Raw genomic sequence first — 23,375 nt, 5'->3', positions numbered from 1 at the left:
TGGATACGACCAGAACCGGTTCCGTCCTCATTGCACCGGTCGCGCATCCGCTCCGGAGCAAGCCTTCAGTCCGACCGGTCCAGGCTGGATACATCGTGCGTTCGCTCAGGATCGAGCCTGAGGTGCTGATGACAAGGACTACCCGCACCACTGAAAGAACTTACGCTTTTGCTCCGCCACCGCCGATCGCGATCCGCACAACGGGACCTGTGAAGGTCGCTTTCAGTCCTGTCGATGAAGGTGCGTTGTTAGGAGGCTCGCCTTACATCTGCAGCCCCAGCGGATTTGGCCAACGCGCAAGCTGCCACCCGCGCTATCTCTGATCTATCGAGCAGCGACCGCTACCGCGCCGTCGCTTGGTGGCAGTATCATCGGTTTCGTCCGCAGCCCGAAGAACGGGGCGGCGGTCCTGACGATCGTGTCGATGTCGGAAAGCTGCGGCACAAAGCCAAGGTGCGCGCGCGCCTTGCTCGGATCGGCATAGAGTTCGGCCGGATCTCCCGGGCGCCGGGCCCTGAAGACGGCCGGAACCGGTCTTGAAGTCATCCGGCTGACCGCCTGGACAATCTCCTTGATGGACACGCCTCGCCCGGTGCCGAGGTTGACCGCCAGGCTTTGTCCCCCGCCCTCCAAATGTTGAAGAGCTTTCAAATGGGCGCGGGCCAGATCGCTGACGTGGATATAGTCGCGCACGCAAGTCCCGTCCGATGTCTCATAATCCGTGCCGAAGACCTCGATCTCGTCGATGATGCCTGACGCCGCCATCAGCACCCTGGGAACCAGATGCGTTTCCGGCGAATGCCACTCGCCGAGCTCCCCGTCGGGATCGGCCCCGCAGGCATTGAAGTAGCGCAGGATGGCGAACTTCATTCCGTATGCGCTGGCATAGTCGCTGATGATCTGTTCGCCTATCAGCTTGGTGCGCCCGTACGGGCTGATCGGATTTTGCGAAGAGGTCTCACGAATAGGCAGCGCTTCCGGAACGCCGTAGGTTGCGCAACTGCTGGAAAAGATGATGTTCTCGATCGAATGCGCGCGTGCGGCGTCGAGTACGGCGATGGTGCCCGTGACATTGGTGGAATAGTATTCGGCCGGCTGACCGACGGACTCTCCAACATAAGCAAGCGCCGCGAAGTGGATGATGGATGCGGGCCGATAGGCTTCGATCGCCGCCTGCAATGCATCCCGGTCGCGGATGTCGCCGACGACAAGCGGACCCCAGGCGACGGATTTCCGATTGCCGCGGGACATGTTGTCGAATGCCACCGGCAGATAACCGGCCGCGGCAAGCAGCTTGCACGTATGGCTGCCGATAAAGCCGGCTCCCCCTGTCACCAGGACTGCCGGCTGGCTCATGAAGCCGCGGCCCCTTTGGTAATCCGGCTCCCGTAGAGCAGGGCGTCGAAATAGTCGACGGTATGCGCGAGCCCTTGGGCCAGGCTGATCTTCGGCTCCCAACCGAGATTGCTTCTGGCGAAGGAAATATCCGGCTTGCGTTGTTTGGGATCGTCGATCGGCAATGGCCGATGCACGATTTTCGATCTGGAGTTGGTATAGCTGACAACCAGTGTCGCGAGTTCCATGATGGTGAATTCGCCGGGATTGCCGAGGTTGACCGGATGGGCAGGCGCACTCGGCGCATTCATCAGCCGCATGAAACCCTCGATCAGGTCGTCGGCGTAGCAGAAGGAGCGGGTCTGCAGGCCGCTGCCATAGACGGTCAGGTCTTCGCCACGCAACGCCTGGACGATGAAGTTCGAGACGACGCGCCCGTCATCGGGTTGCATGCGGCGACCGTAGGTGTTGAAGATACGGGCTACGCGAATGTCGAGGCCATACGTCCTCGAATAGTCGAAAAAAAGGGTTTCGGCCGAACGCTTGCCTTCATCATAGCAGGAGCGCGGTCCGTGCGTGTTCACATTGCCGAAATAGCTTTCGGGCTGCGGGTGCACGAACGGATCGCCGTAGACCTCGGAAGTCGAGGCCTGGAATATCTTGGCATTGTTCCGACGCGCGAGTTCCAACAGGTTCAGCGCGCCAAGCACACTGGTCTTGAAGGTATGGATCGGATCTGCCTGATAATGTGGCGGAGAAGCAGGGCAGGCTAGATTGTAGATCTCGTCGAACCGAAGGTCCAAAGGCAATGCATCGACGATGTCGTGCTCCATGCAGCTGAATCTCGGATCGCGCAGCAGCGTATTGAGATTGTATCTTTTGCCGGTATGGAAATTGTCCAGTGCGACCACTTCGTATCCGTCCTGCAAAAGACGTTCGCACAAATGCGATCCCAGGAAGCCCGCGCCTCCAGCGACCAGCGCACGGCCTCGGTTATGGTCGTTGCCGTTGCCCCTTTGATCGTTTCTGGAACCAAGTTTCAGAACCTTGATGACCTTACTCATGCTTTCCTCCACGCACCGCACACGCTACCGCCGGGCAGGGCAAAGCACTGCCCGGCCACGTCCTTAAACGCGGCAATCTCCGCATCCGCGGATCGCCATCACTGATGTGCGCTTGTCACTAGCTGAGTTACGAGGCCGCTGCCGCCCGGCTTGTATCTGCCGTTCAGCAGTCCATGCGCCCCAAGATCGCGATCACGCGCCCCATGCCATCATCGCCGATTGCTCGCCCAAATTGCACATCCCAACGCCCTGAAAATATACCTGTGGAAATTCAAGTCAACTAAATTAGAGATTCCTTAACCAATTGTGTTTGCCATTGGTTAATCATGGCCGACGCGTTCCCGGCGCGGGCGCGGATGGCCACGGCCGGGGTTCTTCATTTTGAATCAGCATATTGGCTCGATCCAAGCAAATTTCACAGGCTGCCGCGATCTCTTCTCTGGTGCCATCAAAAGCCTGATGTCGAGGAACAGGGCGGAGTGTCCTTGTGAGATCATTGGGGTGGGTAGCCCCTGGGCACTGTCTGAAATGAAGAGCGATTCAGAAGGCGTCAAATCTTCAGGTTGCAATGAGATTGCTGCCCAAATCCGCTGGGACTGCAGACATAAACGCTTGGCCGTGAATACTTTGCCAGTATCTCTCTGCGGACGAAATCCACGTCGCAACTGGCAGCGGCGCAGAGCAGACCAAGAGTCAAAGTTAGAAGGCAGAATCGGCCCGCAGGAATGACTTTTAACGCCGATTTCTCTCTGTCGGGCCGCCCGTGTCCTCTGTGCATTCGAGGTTCCTCATCCGCCAAGGTATGAGTCGACATCCCCTTCTCGCCTGCAGGCGCATCGAAGTCATAGTGGAATGCCGGCCATCTCGGCAATGGCATTTGAGGGCATAGGCTAGCTGCTGTCCATGGCGCGACCACGCATCCAGGTTGACCGCGGCACCTGGCGCGCGGGCCGCAAAAATGGTCGAGATGGCCCGTTTCTCCGCGGGCCATCTCGTTCAGGCAACCACAAAAAAGGGGGGCGCCTGTTGTCGTGTGGCAGACCGCTCCTGACGCGGCGCCATGCTCCAGCTTGGCTATGTTACGCCCGCTCATTTCCTTCTTGCCGGCGGGCTTACTGCCCGCCCATTTCCTTCTTGAATGTGTCGAAATCGACCTGCATGCCGTTGAAGATAGTGCTCCAGTGGCGCGTCAGCGCCGCCATCGCCACGGCTTCCTCGATCTCCTCGTCGGTAGCGCCGGCGCGCTTGGCGTCCTGCGTGTCCGACCAGATGCAGTAGGTGCAAGGAATCTGCGCCGCCACGGCCAAGGAGATCAGCGACTTGACCTTGGGCGGCAGCGCCGTCTTGTCGCTGAGCTCGATGGCCTTGACCTCGGCCCAGGCACCGGGCAGACCGGTTTTGGGAAACTGTTTTACAAAGCTTGGGACGCCGCCCATGGTCGACTGTATGTCCTTGAGGGTTGCATCATAGTCGTCGGCATGGGCAGGCGCGGAGCCGAGCGACAGGACACAGGCCGCTGCGGCGGACAGGAACACATGCTGGGATGAAGACTGCACGGATTTGACGATGCGATGGTACGACATGGTTTTCTCCTCTGGTCTTTGTTAGCCTTACGATGTAAGGTGACGGCGAAAATGAACCTTACACTGTAAGTTGTCAAGCGGCGCCATGGATCAATCAATCACGAAACAGAGAGCGCGCGGGCGTCTGTCGCGCGAAATGATCGAGGACGCGGCTTTCGAGGTGATCGAGAGGGAGGGCCTTTCCGGCTTTTCGATGCGCAAGCTCGCCGCCGCGCTCGGCTGCGAGGCCATGAGCATCTATCATCACTTCCCCTCGGTGGCGCATCTGCACGAGGCGCTGATCGACCGGCTGATCGGCGCCCTTGAAGTGCCTGACACCAGCCTTCCCTGGCGGGAAAGAATGCGTGTTGCCGTCGACGATTTCCGCCGCATCGGCCGCGAGCATCCCGCCTATTCCACTTTCATTGTTACCTACCGGATGAATTCGCCGACTTGCCTTGCCTGGTTGAACGGCATTATCGGCTTGTTCAAGGATGGCGGCTTCGACGCGGAACTCAGTGCGCGGCTCTTCCGCGCCGTGGGCTATTATCTGATGGGCGCGGTGCTGGATGAGAACGCGGGCTATTCCAGAGGCCCGTCCGCGGTGAACACCGTCAGCGACGAGCAACTGGCCAGGGACTATCCAAACGTCGTGGAGGCCGGGCGCTTTTTTGGCGCCGCCGAATTCGACAAGACCTTCGAACTCGGCCTCGACATGCTGCTGGACGAAATGGAACGCCTGCGCGACGGCGCCGATATAAGCCGAATGTCCGGTAAGGTTTGATTGCAAGGTGACCGCCTGAATGCGCTTTCTCTTCGTCCTGATCCTGTTGGCCGGCACCGGCATCGGTCTCATCTACCCTTGGGCGACGGCCAATTTTTCCGGCCGCGAAATCGGCACCTGGCGGGTCTACGAGCAGGGCCGATTCAAGCCGTTGACCGTATCGCTTAGGGATCGCGATGCGCCGGTGCGGGTGATGGTGGACCTGACCGCGAGGGCCGAACGCATCGTTTCGCAGCAGCGCACTGTGTTGACGCTGACCGCGGCCACCAATGGCCACACGGTGCTTGCCTCGACGCTGCAGTTCAACCATGTGGACAATCCGCGCCAGGCCAGCCCGCAACTGCCCGACAAGATCTTTCGCGACGAGGCTGGCCTGATCGCCACCGTCAGCCCTGGCGCTTACGTCTTCACGGTCGGCCCGGGCGATGCCGAGGACATACCGATGCGAGCGGTCGACCTTGTGTTGCGCTCCGGTGTCGGGGAAATCGACGGCCGCGCGCGGCCGATAGGCTTCTCGCTGATGGCGGTCGGCCTGATCGGTTTCTTGCTGTCCTTGCGTTCGGCTGGCGGGCGACCGGAAAATCCGAATTCGCAGCCGCCGCCACGTTGGGGCAGGGGTCCCACATGAACTATCGCCACGCCTACCACGCCGGCAATTTTGCCGATGTCGTCAAGCATGTCGTGCTGACGCGCCTGCTCGACTACCTGAAGCAGAAGGACAAGGCGTTTCGCGTCATCGACACCCATGCCGGCATTGGCCGCTACGATCTGTCGTCACTCGAAGCGCACAAGACAGGCGAGTGGCAGGGCGGCATCGGCAGGCTGATAGATGCCTCGTTCGATGCGAAGGCGGCAGCGCTGCTGGCGCCTTATCTGGCGGCGGTGCGCTCGCTCAATCCCGAGGGCGGCGTAAAGAAATATCCGGGCTCGCCGCTGCTCGCGCGCAATCTCCTGCGCAAGCAGGACCGGTTGTCGGCGATCGAGCTGCATCCGAAAGACGCCGTCAGGCTGAAGACGGAGTTCGCCGGCGATTTTCAGACAAAGGTGATGGAACTGGACGGCTGGCTTGCCCTCGGAGCGCACCTGCCGCCGAAGGAAAAGCGCGGCCTGGTGCTCATCGATCCCCCCTTCGAGGAAGAGGGTGAGTTCGGCCGCCTCGTCGACGGGCTGGTGAAGGCGCACAGGCGCTGGCCCAGCGGCATCTACGCGCTGTGGTATCCAATCAAGGACCGCAAGGCGGTGATCGCCTTCAGGAAAGCGCTGAAGCAATCCGGCATCTCGAAAATCCTCGACATAGAATTCGAGATCAGGCCGGCCTCTTCCGATCCCAGCCTCGATGGCACCGGCATGGTGGTGGTCAATCCGCCCTTCACGCTGGAAGGCGAGCTGCGAACCATACTGCCGGCACTGCACAAATTGCTCGCCGTGGGCAAGCCGGCCCACTGGTCGCTGGAATGGCTGGCCGGCGAGCAGGTCCCGCCGCCGGAATAGCCCGTTTCGATCGCCGCGTTCCTTACGACCGCACGATCAGTCCGTGGGGAACTTAGCCGTTTCCTGCGGGTTGCTGCTTACAGCAACTGCCCGGCGCCGGTTTCTGGAAACCATTGTTTCGGCAACCGCTTGACCGCCGCCGAGCGAATCCGCACAGTGCGCGCAATCGACCTTGAGAGGCTGCCATGACTCGCTTCGCCAAATCCGCACTTGCTGCCCTGATTTCGCTCTGCACGCCCCTTGCCGCGCCTCTCGGTGTCACCCGGGCGGTCCAGGCGGCCGACCTCGGCGTCTATACTGAGGACGATGGCAGCATCTGTGGCGAGACATGGGTGCTGAGCAAGATCACGCATCGGTTCTCCTACCAGGTGCATCACGTGCCCCATCTGCCCGACGTCGCCATTACCGATTTTCGCGACATTCGCCAGCACCGTTATCAGCAGGCGAGCGAGGAATGGCCGATCGGTCGTCACTATTGCCGGGCAACCGTCAGCCTGTCGGATGGCCGGGACCGATCGATCTTCTATCTGATCGAGGAAGGCCAGGGCTTTGCCTCGATCGGCGACAATGTCGAGTTCTGCGTCTCGGGCTTCGATCGCTGGATGGTCTATAACGGCCGTTGCCGCGTCCTGCGCTGAACGCACCTCGTTCTCCTTCCGATCTTTTTCGCGCCTGCGGCCTGAAGGGGGCGCAGGCGAGACGCTGACGCCCCGGCGGGTCGGCGCCTGCGCCGGCGTCGCGCTCGGCGCCATCTGTCTCGGCTATCAGCCGTGATGACAACGCGCTCCTTGTCGAAACACGCGGCAATTCCGCCGCCGTCGAACTGTCGACGGGCGGCTCGCCGTATCGTGAGGCGGTGAACCAAGGCTCGTCGCTTTGCTATTTTCTGCGACGCGTTGCCTCTGCCTGATCGATGATCTTGCGAAGAAAGGCAATGTGACCGCGAAAGGCCTGCCGCCCGGCCGTCGTGACCCTGATCCGTGTCTGCGGCCGGCGTCCGACGAAAAGCTTTTCAATATCGACATAGCCAGCTCTGGCCAGCGTATCGAGATGTGCTCCGAGATTGCCGTCGGTGACTTCGATCATGGCTTTCAACTGGACGAACTCCAGGGTCTCGCGCCTTTCCAGCATGTTCAGGACGGCCATGATCCTGAGCCGTGTACTCTGGTGGATAATGTCATCGGCGCTCATCAACAGGCTCCAATGCGGCAAAGCCTTGGGTTGTCGCCATATGGCTTGGCGATTTTGCGGTGCCATTTGCTTCTGTATGGCCGAAACCGACGGCGCAATCGCATCTCATACAGAATACTCTGTTCTACAGAGTATTCTGTCAGTCGGAAAGCCGATGCTCAAGCCATGCTTGACAAGGTGATCTTCAGATCGACCGTCGCATCGCGCTCGTGATCCGCGCGAACCGCGCGCCTGCAAAAGATGATCGCTTCGATGACGCGGCGGGTTATGATGTTCACGGCCAAGGATCACGCGTGAAGCCGCTCGCTAATCTTCGGATCTTGATGGCGAGATCGCATCGGGAATGCCGGTATCGATTTGCTGGCGACGTCAGAAGATCAGCAGCGGATTTTTGCGATGATGAGTGTGATTGTGTGTGGATCGCAACTAAAATTTAAGTTGAGAAAATCATACCATTGCTTCGCTGGCTAGCGAGACGCGAGTCAGATATGCATTGCGCGCCGGGGTCATTCACGGCCATCGGCATAACGTGAAGGGGCATGACATGGCTAAGCAGTCATCTAAAGCGCCGGCATCCAAGGCACCGGCAAAGAAAGCACCCGCAAAAGCAGTCGCGGCGAAGGCCGCAACAGCAGTGAAGAAAGCAGCGCCTGCCAAGGCGGCGGCAAAGCCGGCAGCGAAGGCGCCGGCCAAGAAACCGGCGGCGGCCAAGACTGTCGTGAAGCCGGCAGTGAAGAAGGCGGCGCCCGCGAAAGCGGCGGCGAAAGCGGCGCCGGCCAAGAAGCCTGCTGCCAAGGCGACGGCCAAACCCACAGCCAAACCCGCTGCCAAGAAGGCGGCTCCCGCGAAAGCCGCGGCGAGGCCGGCAGCAAAAGCGGCACCGGCCAAGAAGCCGGCGGCCAAGCCAGCTGCCAAAGCAGCCGCCGCCGCGACCAAGCCGGCGGTGAAGAAAGCCCCAGCGCCGAAGGCAAAGGCAGCGCCTGCGAAGGCGAAGGCTCCGGCCAAGAAGTAGACGGATCGTTGGGGCGTCGCGTGTCCTTCGGGATCCGGCAAGGACGCTCTGGATCGGAGCATGTTCGGCAGCGGGTTCAGCCCTCTGGGCTGAGCATCGGGAAGGGGCCGAGGGGCAAGCAAAGCGAGGCGCCGGTTGGCTGCCTCGCTCGCCCAACTTTTTTGCTCCTTGCGGTGGTTGGCGAATGTATCGGCGTGACGCTTAGCGCCTGCGAAGCATGGGTGCCGGAAAAGTGTGGGCGCACGTTCGAATCGGGCGGCTTTTTGTCGTGGCCTGCTGATACTTTCCAGAGTACCGGTATCAGGCTTGTCGTGATGCCAGGGCGGAAACCGCAGCCGGTTTCTGGCCGCTGTTTTTTTGCACTCTGGCAATTAATCGCGACAGTCCTGCGGTCAACACTGGATGTTTGCAAACAGGAAACCGGTCATGCCGAAGCTGTTCTACGCGTCCGCCTCTCCCTACAGCTCCAAGGTAAGGATGGCAGCGGCCTATGCCGGGATCGCCCTCGATGAGGTGCCGGTCAAGACCGAGGACAGGCCGGCCGAACTGATCGGCGCCAATCCGCTCGGCAAGATCCCGGTGCTGGTGCTCGACGATGGCCGTTCGGTTCACGACAGCCGCGCCATTACCCAGCACCTCAACCGGATTTCGAAGAACGCCTTGTTTCCACGCAATCCCGACAAGCGTCTGGAAGCGGAAGTGCTGGAGGCGCTGGCCGACGGTATCTGCGATTGCGCGCTGTCGATGGTCTACGAACACCGCACCCGGCCTGAAGAGATGGTCTATCAGCCCTGGCTCGACCGGCAGTGGGCGAAGATCATGGCGGCACTCGATCTGCTCAACGCCAATCCGCCAAAGCTGCCGAAGAAGATCACGGCCGGTCAGTTGGCATTGCGTGCCTGCCTCGGCTATCTCTCGCTCCGCTTTGGCGGTCGGTGGGAGAAGGGGCGCGGCCGGTTGACCCGCTGGGCGGCGCGTTTCGACGAAAAATTCCCGGAGCTGAAGTCCGCGGTTCCGGCATGAGCGATCGGCACAAAAAAGCCGGGCGCGAGGCCCGGCTTTTCGTGTCGTGGCTTGAACGACTTAGAACTTCATACCGAGGCCGAAGGTGACGCGGTTGTCGGTCGCCTTGACCTTGCCGATACCGTCGAAGCTCTTGCTGCCGAAGTCGGTGTAGCGATACTCGACGCGGCCGAAGACATTGTCGGTCAGCTTGATGTCGGTGCCGACGCCTGCCGTCCAGCCGAGCATGGTTGCGGTGTCGCTGGCAGGAATGACCGAATCTTCCACCTTCTGGTGTTTGCCGGCGAGACCGCCGGTGCCATAGAGCAGGATTTCCGGGGTCACGGCGTAGCCGAGACGGGCACGCAGCGAGCCTTCGAAGCCGCCCTTGGAGTGGATGCCGTTGTCGTCACCCTTGACGCCGTTGTAGCCGAGTTCGGCTTCACCGCCGTACACGAAGTTCTCCTGCTGCCACTGATAGCCGCCGAAGACACTGCCGACAAAACCCTTGGTGTCGGTCGAAACGCCGAAATCCTTTTCCTTGGTCTTGCCGCCGAAGCCGTAGCCAAGGTTGATACCGGCATAGGGACCGGCCCACGAGGCGACAGGAAGTTCGGCAACCGGAGCGGGTGCCGGCGGCTCTTCCGAAACGACGTCCGCGGCATAAGCGGTACCACCGAGGGCGAAGAGCCCGAGCGCAACAGCCAGCGGCCGTGCGAATTTGAGATTGGCTTGCATTGTTCTTTACTCCTTAAGCCACAGGACACAGGCTTGTTTCTCACGATCGCCATCGACCCGTCCGGGGGGTGAAACGGATCTGGCGTTCGTCGGTTCCAAATGTCGTGTCAAAATGCGGCTGAACCGAACCTGAACTTGGGTCATTCCCCGGCGCGAATGAGGCAGAACCTTGACGTTGCATCTTCGCAACAGCGAAATGTCAGCAGCAAGTTCGTGCTGCGCTGCACGCGGCTTGGTGCAAGGACTCCAGCGACCTATATTGCGGTCCGGCGGTTGCGAGTCCAAGAGGGCCCGGCACGTCGAACTGGGCACTTCGCCACAATGTTGCCCCAGGTGCGAACGTCGTTTAACGCATGCCGGGCCATATTTCGCCAGCGTCGCGTTTTCGGGCCGAAATTGAGGATTGACACCTATGAGCAAAGCCACTGCCGTGGCGCTGGTGACCGGTGGGGCGAAACGGATCGGCAAGGCGATTGTCGAGGACCTCGCCAGTCATGGCTTTGCGGTCGCCATCCATTCCAATCGCTCTCACGATGCGGCGGATGCGCTGGCCACGGGGATCAACCGGTCGGGCGGGCGCGCCGCCGTGGTTGCGGCCGACCTGACCGACATGGATGCCGTCGGCGACCTCGTCGGCCAGGCGGAGGCCGCGCTGGGTCCAATCTCGCTGCTGGTCAACAATGCTTCGCTCTTCGTCGATGATTCCGTCGAGGATTTCGACTGGCGCGCCTGGGACCGCCATTTTGCCATTCACCTGAAAACCCCGGCGCTGTTGGCGCAGAACTTCGCCCGTTCCTTGCCGGAAGGGCAGGAGGGGCTGATCGTCAACATCATCGACCAGCGCGTCTGGCGGCCGACGCCGCGCTATTTTTCCTATGCGCTATCGAAATCGGCATTGTGGACGCAGACGCAGATGTTGGCCCAGGCGCTCGGGCCGCGCATCCGCGTCAATGCGATCGGGCCAGGCCCGACGCTGAAGAATGTGCGCCAGGACGATTCGGATTTTGACGCGCAGGTCGCTGGCCTCATTCTGAGGCGCGGCCCGGAATTGCCGGAATTCGGCGCCACCATCCGCTATCTCTGGCAGGCGCGCTCGGTCACCGGTCAGATGATCGCGCTCGACGGCGGCCAGCATCTTGCATGGCAGACGCCCGATGTGACAGGCATGGCGGAATGAGTCCTTTGGATCACAAGAACAAGGCGCGCGGCGGCGCTGATGATCTTCCTCCCGAAATCGACCTCGAGGACGAGGCGCTGGAGGAGATCGTCGAACCGGTTGGCCCGGATGTCGCCTTCACGGCCATCGACTGGACGCCGCATGCAGGCGACGCCGAAGGCATGGTCGGCGCCGAGGTGATTCAGACACTGGTCAAGCGGCTGCCCAATGCGCCCGGCGTCTACCGGATGATGAACGCCGCCGGCGACGTGCTCTACGTCGGCAAGGCGCGCAGCCTGAAGAAGCGTGTCACCAACTACGCGCAAGGCAGATTCCACACCAACCGCATCGGCCGCATGGTGCGCGAGACGTCGACGATGGAATTCGTCGTCACCCGCACCGAGATCGAGGCGCTGCTGCTCGAAGCCAATCTCATCAAGCGTTTGCGGCCGCGATTCAATGTGCTGATGCGGGACGACAAGTCGTTCCCGTATATCCTTTTGACCGGCGACCATGTCTCGCCCGGCATTTACAAGCATCGCGGCGCGCGGTCGCGCAAGGGCGACTATTTCGGCCCCTTTGCCTCGGCCGGTGCCGTCGGCCGCACCATCAATTCCCTGCAGCGCGCCTTCCTGCTCAGAAGCTGCACCAATTCTTTCTACGAGAACCGCACGCGGCCATGCCTGCTCTACCAGATCAAGCGCTGCGCGGGTCCGTGCACCGGCGAAATTTCGCATGAGGGTTATGCCGAGTTGGTCGCCGAAGCGAAGGACTTTTTGTCCGGCCGCAGCCAGAAGGTGAAGACCGAGATTTCGGCCGCCATGCAGCAGGCTTCGCAAGACCTCGATTTCGAGCGCGCCGCCATCTATCGCGACCGACTGGCGGCCCTGTCGCACGTGCAAAGCCATCAGGGCATCAACCCGGCGACCGTCGACGAGGCCGATGTGTTCGCCATCCACCAGGAAGGCGGCCAGGTCTGCATCCAGGTGTTTTTCTTCCGCACCGGCCAGAACTGGGGCAACCGTGCCTATTTCCCGAAGGCCGATCCGGCGCTGGAGGGATCGGAAGTGCTGGGCTCGTTCCTGGCGCAGTTCTATGACGACAAGCCGACACCGCGTGCCATTCTCTTGTCGCAGACCGTCGAGGACCAGGAACTGCTGGCCGAGGCGCTCTCGACCCGCGCCGGCCGCAAGGTGGCGATTTCCGTGCCGCAGCGCGGCGAGAAGAAGGACCTGACCGACAACGCCCTGCAGAATGCGCGTGAGGCACTCGGCCGTCGGCTGGCCGAAACCTCGACGCAAGCGCGGTTGCTTGCCGGTTTCGCCGAGACCTTTGGCCTCGCCAAGCCGCCGGTGCGCATCGAGGTTTACGACAATTCGCACATCATGGGCACCAACGCCGTCGGCGCCATGGTCGTCGCCGGGCCGGAAGGCTTTGTGAAAAACCAGTACAGAAAATTCAACATCCGCTCTACCGAGATCACGCCGGGCGACGATTTCGGCATGATGCGCGAAGTGATGGAGCGGCGTTTTTCGCGGCTGCTCAAGGAGCATGGCGATGTCGCCGTGGCTGAGGATGCGGCAGCGGGCGAGGCAATGGCGGCCGAGGCGGGCGATGATATCGAGGACGACATTTCCGGCAGCTTCCCGGCATGGCCGGACGTCATCCTGATCGATGGCGGCCAAGGCCAGATGACGGCGGTGCGCAAGATCCTGTCGGATCTCGGCATCGAGGACCGGGTCGTCGCCATCGGCATCGCCAAGGGGCAGGACCGCGATGCCGGCCGCGAGCGTTTTTTCGTCAGGGGCAGGGACTCGTTTTCATTGCCGGTTCGCGACCCCGTGCTCTATTTCGTCCAGCGGCTGCGCGACGAGGTCCACCGCTTCGCCATCGGCTCGCACCGGGCCCGCCGCAAGAAGGAGATGGTCAAGAGCCCGCTCGATGAAATCGCCGGCATCGGCCCCGGCCGCAAGCGCGCCCTGCTGCTGGCATTCGGAACCGCCAAGGCGGTCAGCCGCGCCGCGATCGAGGATCTGAGGAAAGTCGATGGCATTTCCGAGCAGGTCGCCAAGTTGGTCTACAATCATTTCCACGAAAGTTGAAAAAATTCGCCACTTTCAGCTGGCCAGTCGAATCTGGCCTGTTGACCCCCTACAACAGCTTCTGATTTGAGTACGCAGGCAGAAAGAGTCCACCAGACATGGCCCAGCGCGCGTTCAACCTGCCTAATATGCTGACCTACGCCCGTATCGTCGCGGTGCCGCTGGTCGTGTTGTGTTTTTTTCTCGAAGGCCATCTGAAATCGAGCGACTTCGCTCGCTGGTCGGCGCTGGTCATTTTCCTGCTGGCGTCCGTTACCGATTATTTCGACGGCTATTTTGCGCGTGCCTGGCAGCAGACCTCCAACATCGGGAAGATGCTCGATCCGATCGCCGACAAGCTGCTGGTCGCCACGTGCCTCTTGCTGCTTGCTGCCGACACCGACCGCCATGCCGGCATCGCCGGCTGGTCGCTGTGGGCGGCCATCATCATCCTGTGCCGCGAAATCCTGGTTTCTGGCCTGCGCGAATATCTGGCGGCACTCAAGGTCTCGGTGCCGGTGACGCAGCTCGCCAAGTGGAAGACCACCATTCAGATGGTCGCCATCGCTTTCCTGCTGGCGGGGCCGGCCGGCGACAAGGTCTTCCCGCTGACAACGCAGACCGGTCTCGTGCTGCTGTGGATCGCGGCCCTCGTGACGCTCTACACCGGCTACGACTATTTCCGCGCCGGCCTCAAGCACATTATGGACGAGTGAGATGACGACCCGTCTCATCTACTTTGCCTGGGTTCGCGAACGGATCGGCACGCCGGAAGAAGATGTCGAACTGCCGGTGGGCATAGAGACGGTCGCCGACCTCTTGCGCTGGCTACGGTCGCGCGGCGAAGGCTACGAACACGCATTGCAGTATCCCGACGTGATCCGCGTTGCCATCGACCAGGAACATGTCGACCACCGCGAGAAGATATCGGGCGCGCGCGAAATCGCGCTGTTCCCGCCGATGACCGGGGGCTGACAGTCATGTCGGCCGTCCTGGTAGCGACCGTGCGCATTCAGCGCCAGGATTTCGACGTCGCCGCCGAGATCGCCGCACTGACGCAAGGCCGCGTCGACATTGGCGCGGTGGTCACCTTCTCAGGCCTGTGCCGCGACGAGCAGGGCGCGCTCTCGGCACTCGAACTCGAGCACTATCCGGGCATGGCTGAAGCCGAGATCGGCCGCATCGCAACCGAAGCCAGCGAGCGCTGGCCGCTGCAAGGTCTCACCGTCATCCATCGCCATGGCAAGATCGCGCCGGGAGAGAACATCGTGCTGGTGGTAGCCGCTTCGGCGCACCGCCAGGCGGCGTTCGAGGCGGCGGACTTCCTGATGGACTACCTCAAGTCGCGTGCACCCTTCTGGAAGAAGGAACATCGCACCGACGGCTCCGAGGGCGGCTGGGTCGAGGCCAAGGAAACCGATGCCCAGGCAGCCCAGCGCTGGAAGCGGCCGCCATCCGAATAATACCGTGCCGACCTTGCTCGTCCATGGCAACCGCGACCGCTCGGCGCCCATCGAGCTGACGGGCATTCCGTCCGCTAGGCTCATTCCGGACTGCCGTTTCCTCATTTACGAGGGCGCGCCGCATGGCCTCATGTACACCCATATGGATCGGCTGCATGCCGATGTGCTGCGATTCGTGCGCGAGAGTTGAGCGCCAGCAAAGAAAAAGGCCGGCGAAACACCGGCCTTCTCGCCTGGAATGTGCAGTGTCGGCTCAGCCGACGATCTCGGTATCCGAGAACCAGTACTTGATCTCCTGCGCGGCCGTTTCCGGCGCATCCGAGCCGTGCACCGAATTCTCACCGATCGAGAGCGCATGCACCTTGCGGATGGTGTCTTCGGCAGCGTTGGCCGGATTGGTGGCGCCCATCACTTCGCGGTTCCTGGCGATGGCGTTCTCACCTTCCAGCACCTGCACGACGGTCGGGCCCGAGGACATGGAGTCCACCAGTTCGCCGAAGAACGGGCGCTCCTTGTGGACGGCGTAGAAGCCCTCCGCCTCGCGGCGGCTCATCCACACCCGGCGCGAGGCGATAACGCGCAGGCCGGCCTCTTCCAGCATCTTGGTGATGGCGCCGGTGAGATTGCGCCGCGTCGCGTCCGGCTTGATCATGGAAAAAGTGCGTTCGAGCGCCATGGGTCGTCCTTGTCTGAATTCGAATTGAGAGTGGCGGGCTCTATACAAGCCGCCCGGCTGATTGCCAAGAGGGGTGAGGAGCGGGTGAGGCGTGGTCCGCCAAGCGTTCGGAAAGCCAATTGTTTGACTTTCCAGACGACGAACGCCCGGAGCGACAGCGCAGGGCCGGAATGGTCGGTGCTTCCGTGGCTGATCCCGTCGGCCGTCGGCATCAGACGGCTGCACAGCAACGGTTTGCTTGCTATAGTCGCCCGGTCGGCGCCGCGCTGAAGTCGGCCCGAATGGAGACAACATGACCATGACAGACGATCGTCAGGAGCGCATTCGCAACCGTGCACATCAGATCTGGCAGGAAGAAGGGCACCCGGCCGGTCAGCACGAACGCCATTGGCACCAGGCGGCAGCCGATGTAGACCGGGAGGACGCGGGGAAGCCGACGGTGGGCAAGAAGCCGGCCAAGAAGGCACCTGGCGCCAGCAAGGCAAAAGCCGCGCCCAAGCAAGAAAAGCTCGTCGCCAAAGCCAGCAAGCCGAAAGCCAGCAAGCCAAAGAAGGCGGCGAAGTAAGGTCAGCTGTTCGGCCCCTGATTTTCGCAACAGGCTGACAGGCTCGATCTGCCCTGCGGATAGAAGGCCTTTGCGGCGTCACGCCGCCGCCGCAACCTTTCGTCCAAGCCCGCCATGCAGGTCGAGGCAGCGGGTGAACCACTGCGCCACCACGTCGCTGTCTTCGAGCAACTTGTACGGCGATGCGATGCGCGCCCATTGCAATGCGCCGAAGACGATATAGTCGGCAAATAGCGGCGAGGCGCCGCCGATGAATGGCTGGTAGCTCAACATGGAGCGCAGCGGTTCCAGTGCCGCCCGGAAGGTTGCCAGGCCGGCGTCGCGTGCGGCGACGACGTCCTCCAGCCGCTTGCCGAAGCGCTGCTCCCGGCTCTGGCGGAAATACGAGCCATTCTGTTCGTCTTGCATGGCATGAAGGTCGACGAGCGCCGCCGTGGTGACGTAAGGGTGGATGGTCGATTGCGACCAGCGCTCGATGAAGCGCGCCATCGTCTTGCCGCCTTCGCCGCCAAACAGGCTAGGCCGATCCGGATAGGCCTCTTCGAGATAGAGCGCGATGGCAAAGGAATCGGTGACGACCTTGTCGCCGTCGCGGATCACCGGAACGGTTTTCGAAACGCCGCCCTCAACGGCGGGCACTTCGAGAAAACGCGTCGGCGCGGTCGACATTTCGAGCCCCTTGTGGGCCAGCGCCATTGTTGCCTTCCAGCAATGTGGACTGAACGGGCGGCCCTCGTCACGCCCGACGAGTTCGTAAAGCAGAATGGTCATTGGCGCGGGTTCCTTTGCGGTCTAGGTATCGCTCCCGACACCCGAAACGGACCGGCGGGAAAAAATGAAACAGCACTTCATGATGTTTGCGGCATACAATCAATGGGCCAATGGCCGCATCTACGATGCCGCCGACGATCTCAACGACGAGGAATTCAATCGCGACGTCGGCGTCTTTTTCGGCTCGCTGATGGGCACGCTCAACCACCTGCTCGCCGCCGATCGCATCTGGATGAAGCGCTTCACCGGCGAAGGCGCCGCGCCAACGACATTGGACGCTATATTGTACCGGGCCTTGCCTGTCCTGAGGACAGCGCGCGAGGCCGAGGACCGGCGGATTATCGACTGGCTCAGCGGCTTGAGCGACAAGGCGCTGTCGGGTCGTTTCACCTATATGACCGTATCGGACATGCGCACCGTCTCGCAACGCCTGGCGCCCGCGCTGGCTCATGTCTTCAACCACCAGACCCATCACCGCGGCCAGGCGCATATGATCCTGACGGTCCTGGGTCGCCCGTCAGTGCCGCTGGATCTGGCGCATTTCCAGCGCACCGAGGAGGGCAGGGCTTTCGCCTGATCCAGATGGTTTCGTTCTAAATTCGACGGCGAACGGTTGGCGCGGACTATCGCCGCATTTTTACACAGCCGCCGAAGCCAGGCCGGTGACTTCGCCATCCAATTGGCTCTGTGTCAGAGCCGCTTCCGCCATCACCCATTGCTTGAACCGCAGCACCTTGCGCGCGGCAAGGCTCTTGTGGGGCGAGACGAAATACCAGCCGGCCGTGTTCGGATGGTGGACGGCAAAGGGAGCGACCAGCCTCTCGGCGCGGATGTCGCTGGCCATATAGGCACGGTTGGCGACGGCAAAACCCATTCCGGCATTGGCCGCCTCGTAGGACATCATGCACGAGTCGAAATAGATGCTTTTGGTCTCGCTGAGCACAAAACTAGCCCCGGCGAAACCAAGCCAGGATTGCCAGTTCTGGGTGCAGGTGTCGGAATGCAGCAGCGTGAAGTGCTTGAGGTCGTCCGGCGTCACCTTTGACACCGGCTTGTCGCCGAGAACCTCATGGAACAGTTTGCGGTTGCACACCGGGGTCAGGTCTTCCCGAAACAGCAGGTCGGACGGCAGTCCGTTGAAATGGCCGTCGCCATAGCGGATTTCCAGATCGAATTCGGAAGTCGTGAACTCATGCGTCGCGTACGAGGTCGAAACCCGCATCACGATATCGGGATGTTGCTGCTGGAACAGCGGCAGGCGCGGAAACAGCCAGCGCGCGGCAAATGTCGGCAGCACGGATATTTTCAGCACATGTTCCTGTGATTGCCCTGTCGCTTCCATGCTGGCGGCGACGATACGCTCCAGCGCCTCGCGAACGCGCGAGACATAGGTCTCGCCCTCCGGTGTCAGCGATACCGCATTGCCGCCGCGTTGGAAAATCTTGAAACGCAGCTGGTCCTCCAGGCTCTTGACGCGCTGGCTGACCGCCGATGCGGTGATGAACTGTTCTTCTCCGGCACGCGTGAAATTGCCGTGCCTCGCAGCACTCTCCACGATTTTCAGCGAATTGAGGTTGACCTGACTGAGCAGACGCACGGTTTCGACCTTAAGCTTGGCTTACGGTAGCACTAGCATTCCTAATTTTACAGGGGGAGCTAATTTAATTGACTGTTAACCAAGTGTTTGCCCCCACTTGGAGAAGTACAATGAACGCACATACGATACCCGAATTGCGCTATGCGATGAGCCGCGAGGCCATTATCGGCCACGAAACCGCCTGGAAGGTGTCGAGCTTCGGCGTTGCGCAGTATCTGCACGGCTATGATCCGGCACTGCTTGCTGCGATCGAGGAGGCCGCCCTGAAGCTCAAGGCCAGCCATGCCGTGCACAAGCACCTCGATCTGACCTTCATCACAGGCGCCGACCGTTTCATACCCGAAATCAAGGAGTTGCTGAACGACAAGTTGCGCCTGGAGCGCCTGTCCGACATGATGGGCACGAAGCTGGAACCCTATCCGCTGTCGATCGTAGGTTCCACCGTCACCTTCATGAACCCCAGGGATGGCGCCGTCGAATGGCATTGCGACGGCGTTCCGGTCACCGAACTCATTCCGCTGTCGATCAGCGATCCGCTGGTCGGCGGCCATCTCGAAATCTATTGCGATGATTCCGAGACCGGCCGCGCCATTCTCGAATCCGGCCGCGAGATTCCGCGCAACCGTATCATGCGCATCGATCACAAGATGAGATATGCGACGCTCGGGCAGTTCCTCGGCGTCCTGCACCGCACGGCGCCGATCCAGTTCGGCGAACGCGTCACCCTGGTGCTCAACCAGCGCTCCGTGGCCAAGCCCTATGTCGACGACAACAGGATGTTTTACCTTGCCGCCGACAACGATCACGACCGCGAATGGGTCAATGAACTGGCCGAGGACGTGTGGACCAATCAGCTGCCGGCCTATCGCCGGTTCGAGGCGGAACATCCGACGCCGGCCCCGGCCGAAGCACCGGTTCCGGGTGGGGCCAGGGAATCATGGTAACGATCCATGATCCGGAAAAAAGGGAGCCGGTTTTCGGACAGGATCATGGTCGAGCGCAGAGATAGAGCCCCATGGCGCTTCTTTCGGCATGGATCAGGCTCGATGTCCGCGCTGGTCTTCGCCACCGGCGCGGTGGCGTTGTGGTCGACAAATGCGCTGGTCGGCAAATCCCTGCTGGCCAGTCACCCGGTGTCGCAGGTGCAGTTCCTGCAATTTGTAGGGGCCGCGCTGGTCTTCGCGGCCATCCGGTTGATGAGCCGGGAGAAAGCCACGGCAATCACGGCGAGCACCGCGCTGGTGCCGCTCGCGGTCGGCTTCATCGGTCTGGTCGGCACCATGGTGCTGCAATATATCGCCTTCGCCTCGATGCCGGTGATCGAAGCCAATCTCGTGGCCTACACCTGGCCCTTGATGGTTGCCGCGGCCGTGATCGCCTTCGAAAATCCCCGGCGTCCGGCTTTGCTGGGTCTTGCAGCGGCCCTTGGGTTCGTGGGCGTCGCGCTGGTGATTTCGGGAGGCCGCGACCGCACCTGGTTTCAGGGTGATCTCGCCGGCTATCTGTGCGCATTCGGGTCCGCGCTGTGCATGGCTTTCTATTCGGTGATGGTGGGACGGCTCGCCCCTTCGCCGGACCGCCTGTTGCTGCCATCGTCGCTGGTTGGCGTCGCCTTGACGCTTATATGGTCCGCTCGCGAAGGCGTCGCCTGGCCCACCGGGGTGGATCTGGCCCTCGGGCTCTATCTCGGTGCCGGCCCCATCGGGCTTGGTTATTACTTCTGGTCGCGGGCCCTGAAACTGGGAGGCAGCGGAAAGGTGGCTGTCATTGCCTATCTCACGCCGATCGCTTCGACATTGCTGCTGACCTTGTCCGGCGAACGGTTGACGACGACAGCCATTGCCGGAGCCGTCCTTGTCATAGGCAGTTGCATCGCGGTCGGACTGGAACGTTCGGAGGCGGAAAATTATGTTTGACGACAATGAACGTCTCGCCAGGCAGGAAGCGCATTGGCTGATCAAGGAATTTGGCGCCGAGGCACCACTTTACGCCGCGATGAAGGCCGAAAAGGCGATCGAGCAGAAGGATTTCGGGCGTTGTGCCCGCTGGAAGCGTATTCTTGAGATATTGGCTGACAGCCGCTCGACCAAGTCTGCCGTATCCAAGTATTAGATTTTCTAATTTGCACGACGTCGATTTCCCATAAAAGTAGTTGACGTCAAGTCTTGATTCGTTTTGGGACTTGGCGGGTCCGTTGGGGGCACGGTTAAAGAGATACATCGACAAAAGTCTTCACTGGGGTAGACGACTTTGTCGCAAATAGGGTGAAAGAATTGTCAAATATCGAGGATAAGATCGTTATCGAGCTAACCGCCGATATTGTCTCGGCTTACGTAGGCAACAATCCGCTCCCGGCTTCGGGCCTGCCTGACTTGATTGCCAGCGTCAGCGCCTCGGTCCGAAAGCTGGCTGGTGCGGCTGTCGTGGAAAGCCCGAGCCTTGTTCCGGCCGTGAATCCGAAAAGGTCGGTGTTTCCCGACTACATCATCTGCCTGGAGGACGGAAAGAAGTTCAAGTCGCTCAAGCGACACCTCAGGACGGACTACGGTTTGAGCCCTGACGACTATCGCGCCAAATGGGGCTTGCCGCCGGACTACCCGATGGTCGCGCCGAATTACTCCGCGACCCGGTCGGCGTTGGCGAAGTCGACGGGACTTGGCCGCAAGCCGGCCGCTGCGCCGGCAGTCGTGGCCAAGACGACAAAGCGCGGCAAGGCGGCTGCTTGAGGCCTTGCCGACTGCACGGCAGGCCGCTGTCGCGGCTCTGACGGCGCGGTTGTGGGCGCCGTTTCAAGGCCTTGTGCGGCCAACTGGCCCGCAAGGCCTTGCGAAGCGTTGATGTCCAGTGCAAAAGCGCGGCCATGCTTATCATCAACGACCTCTCGCTCCGCATGGCGGGGCGCCTGCTTCTCGACCACGCCTCGCTCACCCTGCCGGCCGGCACCAAGGCCGGTCTTGTCGGCCGCAACGGGACCGGCAAGACGACGCTGTTCAAGGCCATAACAGGCGATTTCCCCTCCGAGACGGGTTCGATCAGCCTGCCGAAGAATACGCGGATCGGTCAGGTGGCGCAGGAAGCGCCCGGCACCGAGGACCCGCTGATCGAGATCGTGCTCAAGGCCGACCTCGAACGTTCCGCGCTCCTCGAAGAGGAAAAGACCGCCACCGATCCGCACCGCATCGCCGACATCCACATGCGGCTGGCCGATATCGACGCCCATTCGGCCGAGTCTCGCGCGGCCACCATCCTGGCCGGCCTAGGCTTCGACGACGCCGCGCAGCGCCGTCCGGCCTCGTCCTTCTCCGGCGGCTGGCGCATGCGCGTTGCGTTGGCCGCCGTGCTGTTTTCGGAGCCCGACCTTCTGTTGCTCGACGAGCCGACCAACTATCTCGACCTTGAAGGGACGTTGTGGCTTGAGAACTATGTTTCAAAGTATCCGCACACGGTGCTTCTGATTTCGCACGACCGAGATCTGCTCAACCGTGCCGTCAATTCGATCGTTCATCTCGACCAGAAGAAGCTGACGTTCTGGCGCGGCGGCTACGACCAGTTCGAGCGCCAGTATACCGAGCAGAAGGAATTGCAGGAAAAGGGCCGGGTTAAGCAGGAGGCCGCCCGCAAGCACATGGAATCCTTCGTCGAGCGTTTTCGCGCAAAGGCCTCCAAGGCAAGGCAGGCACAGTCGCGCATCAAGGCGTTGGAAAAGATGAAGCCGATCTCGGCCATCGTCAACGACACGGTACGGCCGTTCTCTTTCCCCGAGCCTGTGAAGACCGTGGCCTCGCCGATCGTGGCGCTGAACAACGTCAATGTCGGCTACACCGAGGGTCAGCCGATCCTGAAGAAGATGACGCTGCGTATCGATGCCGACGATCGCATCGCGCTGCTCGGTGCCAATGGCAACGGCAAGTCGACCTTCGCCAAACTTCTGTCGGGTCGTCTCAAGCAGGAAACCGGCACCATGACGGTGGCGCCGGGTTTGAAGGTGGCGATCTTCGCCCAGCACCAGCTCGACGATCTGCGTCCTGAGGAGAATGCCTATGAGCACGTCCGCCGGCTGATGCCGGAGGCGCCGGAATCGAAAGTGCGCGGCCGCGTTGCCCAGTTCGGCCTCACGACCGAGAAAATGAATACGCCCGCCAAGGACCTGTCCGGTGGCGAGAAGGCGCGCCTTCTGATGGGCCTGTCTGCCTTCGAGGGCCCGAACCTGTTCATCCTCGACGAACCGACCAACCATCTCGACATCGACAGCCGCGAATCGCTGATCCATGCGCTGAACGAATTTCCCGGCGCCGTTATCCTGATTTCGCACGACCGCCATCTGCTGGAAGCGACCGCCGACCGGCTGTGGCTGGTCAAGGACGGTGCGGTCAATCCCTATGACGGCGACCTGGAGGATTACAAGACGCTGGTCACCGGCGTCTCCAGCGACCGCCGTGGCAAGCGCGAAGCGGACAAGGCGTCAAAAGCCGACCGTCGCCGCGACGCGGCCGCACGCCGCGCCGCCTTCGAACCGCTGGCCAAGGAAATCCGCGCCACCGAGGCGCTGATGGATCGCATCCGCAAGCGCATCGACGGCATCGAGGACGAGCTGTCCAATCCGGCGGTCTATGAAAAGGATCCCTCGACCGCGACGCGGCTCGCCAAGGAGCGCTCGCAGCTTGCGCAGACGCTGGCAGGCCACGAGGAAAAATGGCTGACCATGTCGGCCGAATATGAGGAAGGCACGGCGGAGTAGGGTGAGCGCTTCACCTTCTCCCCCTGGGAGAAGGTGGCCTCGCGAAGCGAGGTCGGATGAAGGGTATGCCTGGAAACGCCAGCGTCTCACTCCGCTGGAACACCCCTCGACGTCTCGGCGCTATTGCGCCGATCCACCTTCTCAGCAAG

27 protein-coding genes are annotated in these 23,375 nt (G+C 61.5%); 19 read left to right on the top strand and 8 right to left on the bottom strand.

Annotated elements, in window-relative coordinates; all coding sequences use genetic code 11:
- Positions 1 to 324: 324 nt before the first annotated feature.
- The 3 genes from galE to FJ950_RS14215 all read right to left on the bottom strand — a co-directional run bounded on the left by galE (position 325) and on the right by FJ950_RS14215 (position 3,982).
- Positions 325 to 1,356, bottom strand: coding sequence for a UDP-glucose 4-epimerase GalE (galE, locus tag FJ950_RS14225; RefSeq protein ID WP_140617267.1), 1,032 nt, complete (start codon positions 1,354 to 1,356; stop codon positions 325 to 327).
- Positions 1,353 to 2,399 (bottom strand): UDP-glucuronic acid decarboxylase family protein, encoded by a 1,047-nt coding sequence (locus FJ950_RS14220; RefSeq protein ID WP_140617206.1) that lies wholly within the window; start codon positions 2,397 to 2,399, stop codon positions 1,353 to 1,355. Before FJ950_RS14220 ends, galE begins: the two co-directional genes overlap by 4 nt.
- Positions 2,400 to 3,511: 1,112 nt before the next feature.
- Positions 3,512 to 3,982 (bottom strand): carboxymuconolactone decarboxylase family protein, encoded by a 471-nt coding sequence (locus FJ950_RS14215; RefSeq protein ID WP_015318481.1) that lies wholly within the window; start codon positions 3,980 to 3,982, stop codon positions 3,512 to 3,514.
- A gap of 85 nt (positions 3,983 to 4,067) precedes the next feature.
- On the opposite strand from FJ950_RS14215, the gene FJ950_RS14210 reads away from it, so the two are divergent.
- The 4 genes from FJ950_RS14210 (at position 4,068) to FJ950_RS14195 (ending at position 6,874) form a co-directional block, all read left to right on the top strand.
- A complete protein-coding gene (locus tag FJ950_RS14210; protein ID WP_140617205.1) occupies positions 4,068 to 4,745 on the top strand; it encodes a TetR/AcrR family transcriptional regulator C-terminal domain-containing protein in 678 nt (225 codons plus the stop codon).
- Between the two features lie 19 nt (positions 4,746 to 4,764).
- On the top strand, positions 4,765 to 5,373 hold the full coding sequence (locus tag FJ950_RS14205; protein WP_015318479.1) for a hypothetical protein: 609 nt from the start codon (positions 4,765 to 4,767) through the stop codon (positions 5,371 to 5,373).
- Positions 5,370 to 6,236 (top strand): 23S rRNA (adenine(2030)-N(6))-methyltransferase RlmJ, encoded by an 867-nt coding sequence (locus FJ950_RS14200; protein ID WP_015318478.1) that lies wholly within the window; start codon positions 5,370 to 5,372, stop codon positions 6,234 to 6,236. The genes FJ950_RS14205 and FJ950_RS14200 overlap by 4 nt, the downstream gene beginning before the upstream one ends.
- 185 nt (positions 6,237 to 6,421) lie before the next feature.
- Entirely contained in the window at positions 6,422 to 6,874 is a 453-nt protein-coding gene (locus FJ950_RS14195; protein WP_015318477.1) for a hypothetical protein, read from the top strand.
- A gap of 241 nt (positions 6,875 to 7,115) precedes the next feature.
- Here the strand turns inward: FJ950_RS14195 and FJ950_RS14185 are convergent, their stop codons facing one another.
- Positions 7,116 to 7,427, bottom strand: a complete 312-nt coding sequence (locus FJ950_RS14185; protein ID WP_015318476.1) for a transcriptional regulator — start codon at positions 7,425 to 7,427, stop codon at positions 7,116 to 7,118.
- Between the two features lie 634 nt (positions 7,428 to 8,061).
- On the opposite strand from FJ950_RS14185, the gene FJ950_RS14180 reads away from it, so the two are divergent.
- The gene (locus FJ950_RS14180; protein ID WP_181171221.1) at positions 8,062 to 8,439 is read left to right on the top strand and encodes a hypothetical protein; all 378 of its coding nucleotides are present in this window, start codon (positions 8,062 to 8,064) and stop codon (positions 8,437 to 8,439) included.
- 426 nt (positions 8,440 to 8,865) lie between these two features.
- Positions 8,866 to 9,462 (top strand): glutathione S-transferase family protein, encoded by a 597-nt coding sequence (locus tag FJ950_RS14175; RefSeq protein ID WP_140617204.1) that lies wholly within the window; start codon positions 8,866 to 8,868, stop codon positions 9,460 to 9,462.
- A 60-nt stretch (positions 9,463 to 9,522) separates the two neighbouring features.
- Here the strand turns inward: FJ950_RS14175 and FJ950_RS14170 are convergent, their stop codons facing one another.
- Complete coding sequence (locus tag FJ950_RS14170) at positions 9,523 to 10,179, bottom strand: outer membrane protein (RefSeq protein ID WP_140617203.1); 657 nt, start codon at positions 10,177 to 10,179, stop codon at positions 9,523 to 9,525.
- A gap of 412 nt (positions 10,180 to 10,591) precedes the next feature.
- On the opposite strand from FJ950_RS14170, the gene FJ950_RS14165 reads away from it, so the two are divergent.
- The 6 genes from FJ950_RS14165 (at position 10,592) to FJ950_RS14140 (ending at position 15,069) form a co-directional block, all read left to right on the top strand.
- Positions 10,592 to 11,356, top strand: coding sequence for an SDR family oxidoreductase (locus FJ950_RS14165; RefSeq protein WP_140617202.1), 765 nt, complete (start codon positions 10,592 to 10,594; stop codon positions 11,354 to 11,356).
- Positions 11,353 to 13,437: an excinuclease ABC subunit UvrC gene (uvrC, locus tag FJ950_RS14160; protein WP_015318471.1), complete on the top strand. Its 2,085-nt coding sequence runs from the start codon at positions 11,353 to 11,355 to the stop codon at positions 13,435 to 13,437. The genes FJ950_RS14165 and uvrC overlap by 4 nt, the downstream gene beginning before the upstream one ends.
- A gap of 98 nt (positions 13,438 to 13,535) precedes the next feature.
- On the top strand, positions 13,536 to 14,132 hold the full coding sequence (gene pgsA / locus FJ950_RS14155; protein WP_015318470.1) for a CDP-diacylglycerol--glycerol-3-phosphate 3-phosphatidyltransferase: 597 nt from the start codon (positions 13,536 to 13,538) through the stop codon (positions 14,130 to 14,132).
- Position 14,133: 1 nt separating this feature from the next.
- A complete protein-coding gene (moaD, locus tag FJ950_RS14150) occupies positions 14,134 to 14,391 on the top strand; it encodes a molybdopterin converting factor subunit 1 (protein ID WP_140617201.1) in 258 nt (85 codons plus the stop codon).
- Between the two features lie 5 nt (positions 14,392 to 14,396).
- Positions 14,397 to 14,879: a molybdenum cofactor biosynthesis protein MoaE gene (locus FJ950_RS14145; RefSeq protein ID WP_140617200.1), complete on the top strand. Its 483-nt coding sequence runs from the start codon at positions 14,397 to 14,399 to the stop codon at positions 14,877 to 14,879.
- Positions 14,880 to 14,883: 4 nt separating this feature from the next.
- Positions 14,884 to 15,069, top strand: coding sequence for an alpha/beta hydrolase (locus FJ950_RS14140; protein WP_140617199.1), 186 nt, complete (start codon positions 14,884 to 14,886; stop codon positions 15,067 to 15,069).
- Between the two features lie 63 nt (positions 15,070 to 15,132).
- Here FJ950_RS14140 and ndk read toward each other — a convergent pair whose 3' ends face one another.
- On the bottom strand, positions 15,133 to 15,555 hold the full coding sequence (ndk, locus tag FJ950_RS14135) for a nucleoside-diphosphate kinase (protein ID WP_140617198.1): 423 nt from the start codon (positions 15,553 to 15,555) through the stop codon (positions 15,133 to 15,135).
- Between the two features lie 292 nt (positions 15,556 to 15,847).
- Between ndk and FJ950_RS14130 the strand changes: the two genes are divergently transcribed.
- The gene (locus tag FJ950_RS14130; protein ID WP_140617197.1) at positions 15,848 to 16,120 is read left to right on the top strand and encodes a DUF2934 domain-containing protein; all 273 of its coding nucleotides are present in this window, start codon (positions 15,848 to 15,850) and stop codon (positions 16,118 to 16,120) included.
- A gap of 78 nt (positions 16,121 to 16,198) precedes the next feature.
- On the opposite strand, the gene FJ950_RS14125 is transcribed toward FJ950_RS14130, so the two are convergent.
- Positions 16,199 to 16,891 (bottom strand): glutathione S-transferase family protein, encoded by a 693-nt coding sequence (locus FJ950_RS14125; RefSeq protein ID WP_140617196.1) that lies wholly within the window; start codon positions 16,889 to 16,891, stop codon positions 16,199 to 16,201.
- Between the two features lie 64 nt (positions 16,892 to 16,955).
- Here FJ950_RS14125 and FJ950_RS14120 point away from each other — a divergent pair, with 64 nt between their 5' ends.
- Positions 16,956 to 17,468, top strand: a complete 513-nt coding sequence (locus FJ950_RS14120; protein ID WP_140617195.1) for a DinB family protein — start codon at positions 16,956 to 16,958, stop codon at positions 17,466 to 17,468.
- 60 nt (positions 17,469 to 17,528) lie between these two features.
- On the opposite strand, the gene FJ950_RS14115 is transcribed toward FJ950_RS14120, so the two are convergent.
- Positions 17,529 to 18,488, bottom strand: coding sequence for a LysR substrate-binding domain-containing protein (locus FJ950_RS14115; RefSeq protein ID WP_015318463.1), 960 nt, complete (start codon positions 18,486 to 18,488; stop codon positions 17,529 to 17,531).
- A 110-nt stretch (positions 18,489 to 18,598) separates the two neighbouring features.
- Here FJ950_RS14115 and FJ950_RS29515 point away from each other — a divergent pair, with 110 nt between their 5' ends.
- From FJ950_RS29515 to FJ950_RS14085, 5 genes are all read left to right on the top strand, one after another.
- On the top strand, positions 18,599 to 19,432 hold the full coding sequence (locus FJ950_RS29515; RefSeq protein ID WP_181166384.1) for a hypothetical protein: 834 nt from the start codon (positions 18,599 to 18,601) through the stop codon (positions 19,430 to 19,432).
- 45 nt (positions 19,433 to 19,477) lie between these two features.
- Positions 19,478 to 20,404: a DMT family transporter gene (locus FJ950_RS14100; RefSeq protein ID WP_140617194.1), complete on the top strand. Its 927-nt coding sequence runs from the start codon at positions 19,478 to 19,480 to the stop codon at positions 20,402 to 20,404.
- Positions 20,397 to 20,600 (top strand): hypothetical protein, encoded by a 204-nt coding sequence (locus FJ950_RS14095; protein ID WP_015318460.1) that lies wholly within the window; start codon positions 20,397 to 20,399, stop codon positions 20,598 to 20,600. The genes FJ950_RS14100 and FJ950_RS14095 overlap by 8 nt, the downstream gene beginning before the upstream one ends.
- A gap of 161 nt (positions 20,601 to 20,761) precedes the next feature.
- On the top strand, positions 20,762 to 21,214 hold the full coding sequence (locus FJ950_RS14090; protein ID WP_015318459.1) for a MucR family transcriptional regulator: 453 nt from the start codon (positions 20,762 to 20,764) through the stop codon (positions 21,212 to 21,214).
- A gap of 134 nt (positions 21,215 to 21,348) precedes the next feature.
- Positions 21,349 to 23,226 (top strand): ABC-F family ATP-binding cassette domain-containing protein, encoded by a 1,878-nt coding sequence (locus FJ950_RS14085; RefSeq protein WP_140617193.1) that lies wholly within the window; start codon positions 21,349 to 21,351, stop codon positions 23,224 to 23,226.
- Positions 23,227 to 23,375 lie beyond the last annotated feature (149 nt).

This window comes from Mesorhizobium sp. B2-3-14, assembly GCF_006442175.1.
Classification (GTDB): domain Bacteria; phylum Pseudomonadota; class Alphaproteobacteria; order Rhizobiales; family Rhizobiaceae; genus Mesorhizobium; species Mesorhizobium australicum.
The sequence above is the reverse complement of the archived record's forward strand: the minus strand, read 5'-3'. Positions and strand labels throughout refer to the sequence as shown.

Excerpts from the sequence above, each read along its gene's own strand:
- galE (WP_140617267.1), bottom strand. The coding sequence starts at position 1,356 with ATGAGCCAGCCGGCAGTCCTGGTGACAGGGGGAGCCGGCTTTATCGGC.
- FJ950_RS14220 (WP_140617206.1), bottom strand. The coding sequence starts at position 2,399 with ATGAGTAAGGTCATCAAGGTTCTGAAACTTGGTTCCAGAAACGATCAA.
- FJ950_RS14215 (WP_015318481.1), bottom strand. The coding sequence starts at position 3,982 with ATGTCGTACCATCGCATCGTCAAATCCGTGCAGTCTTCATCCCAGCAT.
- FJ950_RS14210 (WP_140617205.1), top strand. The coding sequence starts at position 4,068 with ATGGATCAATCAATCACGAAACAGAGAGCGCGCGGGCGTCTGTCGCGC.
- FJ950_RS14205 (WP_015318479.1), top strand. The coding sequence starts at position 4,765 with ATGCGCTTTCTCTTCGTCCTGATCCTGTTGGCCGGCACCGGCATCGGT.
- FJ950_RS14200 (WP_015318478.1), top strand. The coding sequence starts at position 5,370 with ATGAACTATCGCCACGCCTACCACGCCGGCAATTTTGCCGATGTCGTC.
- FJ950_RS14195 (WP_015318477.1), top strand. The coding sequence starts at position 6,422 with ATGACTCGCTTCGCCAAATCCGCACTTGCTGCCCTGATTTCGCTCTGC.
- FJ950_RS14185 (WP_015318476.1), bottom strand. The coding sequence starts at position 7,427 with ATGAGCGCCGATGACATTATCCACCAGAGTACACGGCTCAGGATCATG.
- FJ950_RS14175 (WP_140617204.1), top strand. The coding sequence starts at position 8,866 with ATGCCGAAGCTGTTCTACGCGTCCGCCTCTCCCTACAGCTCCAAGGTA.
- FJ950_RS14170 (WP_140617203.1), bottom strand. The coding sequence starts at position 10,179 with ATGCAAGCCAATCTCAAATTCGCACGGCCGCTGGCTGTTGCGCTCGGG.
- FJ950_RS14165 (WP_140617202.1), top strand. The coding sequence starts at position 10,592 with ATGAGCAAAGCCACTGCCGTGGCGCTGGTGACCGGTGGGGCGAAACGG.
- uvrC (WP_015318471.1), top strand. The coding sequence starts at position 11,353 with ATGAGTCCTTTGGATCACAAGAACAAGGCGCGCGGCGGCGCTGATGAT.
- pgsA (WP_015318470.1), top strand. The coding sequence starts at position 13,536 with ATGGCCCAGCGCGCGTTCAACCTGCCTAATATGCTGACCTACGCCCGT.
- moaD (WP_140617201.1), top strand. The coding sequence starts at position 14,134 with ATGACGACCCGTCTCATCTACTTTGCCTGGGTTCGCGAACGGATCGGC.
- FJ950_RS14145 (WP_140617200.1), top strand. The coding sequence starts at position 14,397 with ATGTCGGCCGTCCTGGTAGCGACCGTGCGCATTCAGCGCCAGGATTTC.
- ndk (WP_140617198.1), bottom strand. The coding sequence starts at position 15,555 with ATGGCGCTCGAACGCACTTTTTCCATGATCAAGCCGGACGCGACGCGG.
- FJ950_RS14130 (WP_140617197.1), top strand. The coding sequence starts at position 15,848 with ATGACCATGACAGACGATCGTCAGGAGCGCATTCGCAACCGTGCACAT.
- FJ950_RS14125 (WP_140617196.1), bottom strand. The coding sequence starts at position 16,891 with ATGACCATTCTGCTTTACGAACTCGTCGGGCGTGACGAGGGCCGCCCG.
- FJ950_RS14120 (WP_140617195.1), top strand. The coding sequence starts at position 16,956 with ATGAAACAGCACTTCATGATGTTTGCGGCATACAATCAATGGGCCAAT.
- FJ950_RS29515 (WP_181166384.1), top strand. The coding sequence starts at position 18,599 with ATGAACGCACATACGATACCCGAATTGCGCTATGCGATGAGCCGCGAG.
- FJ950_RS14100 (WP_140617194.1), top strand. The coding sequence starts at position 19,478 with ATGGTCGAGCGCAGAGATAGAGCCCCATGGCGCTTCTTTCGGCATGGA.
- FJ950_RS14095 (WP_015318460.1), top strand. The coding sequence starts at position 20,397 with ATGTTTGACGACAATGAACGTCTCGCCAGGCAGGAAGCGCATTGGCTG.
- FJ950_RS14085 (WP_140617193.1), top strand. The coding sequence starts at position 21,349 with ATGCTTATCATCAACGACCTCTCGCTCCGCATGGCGGGGCGCCTGCTT.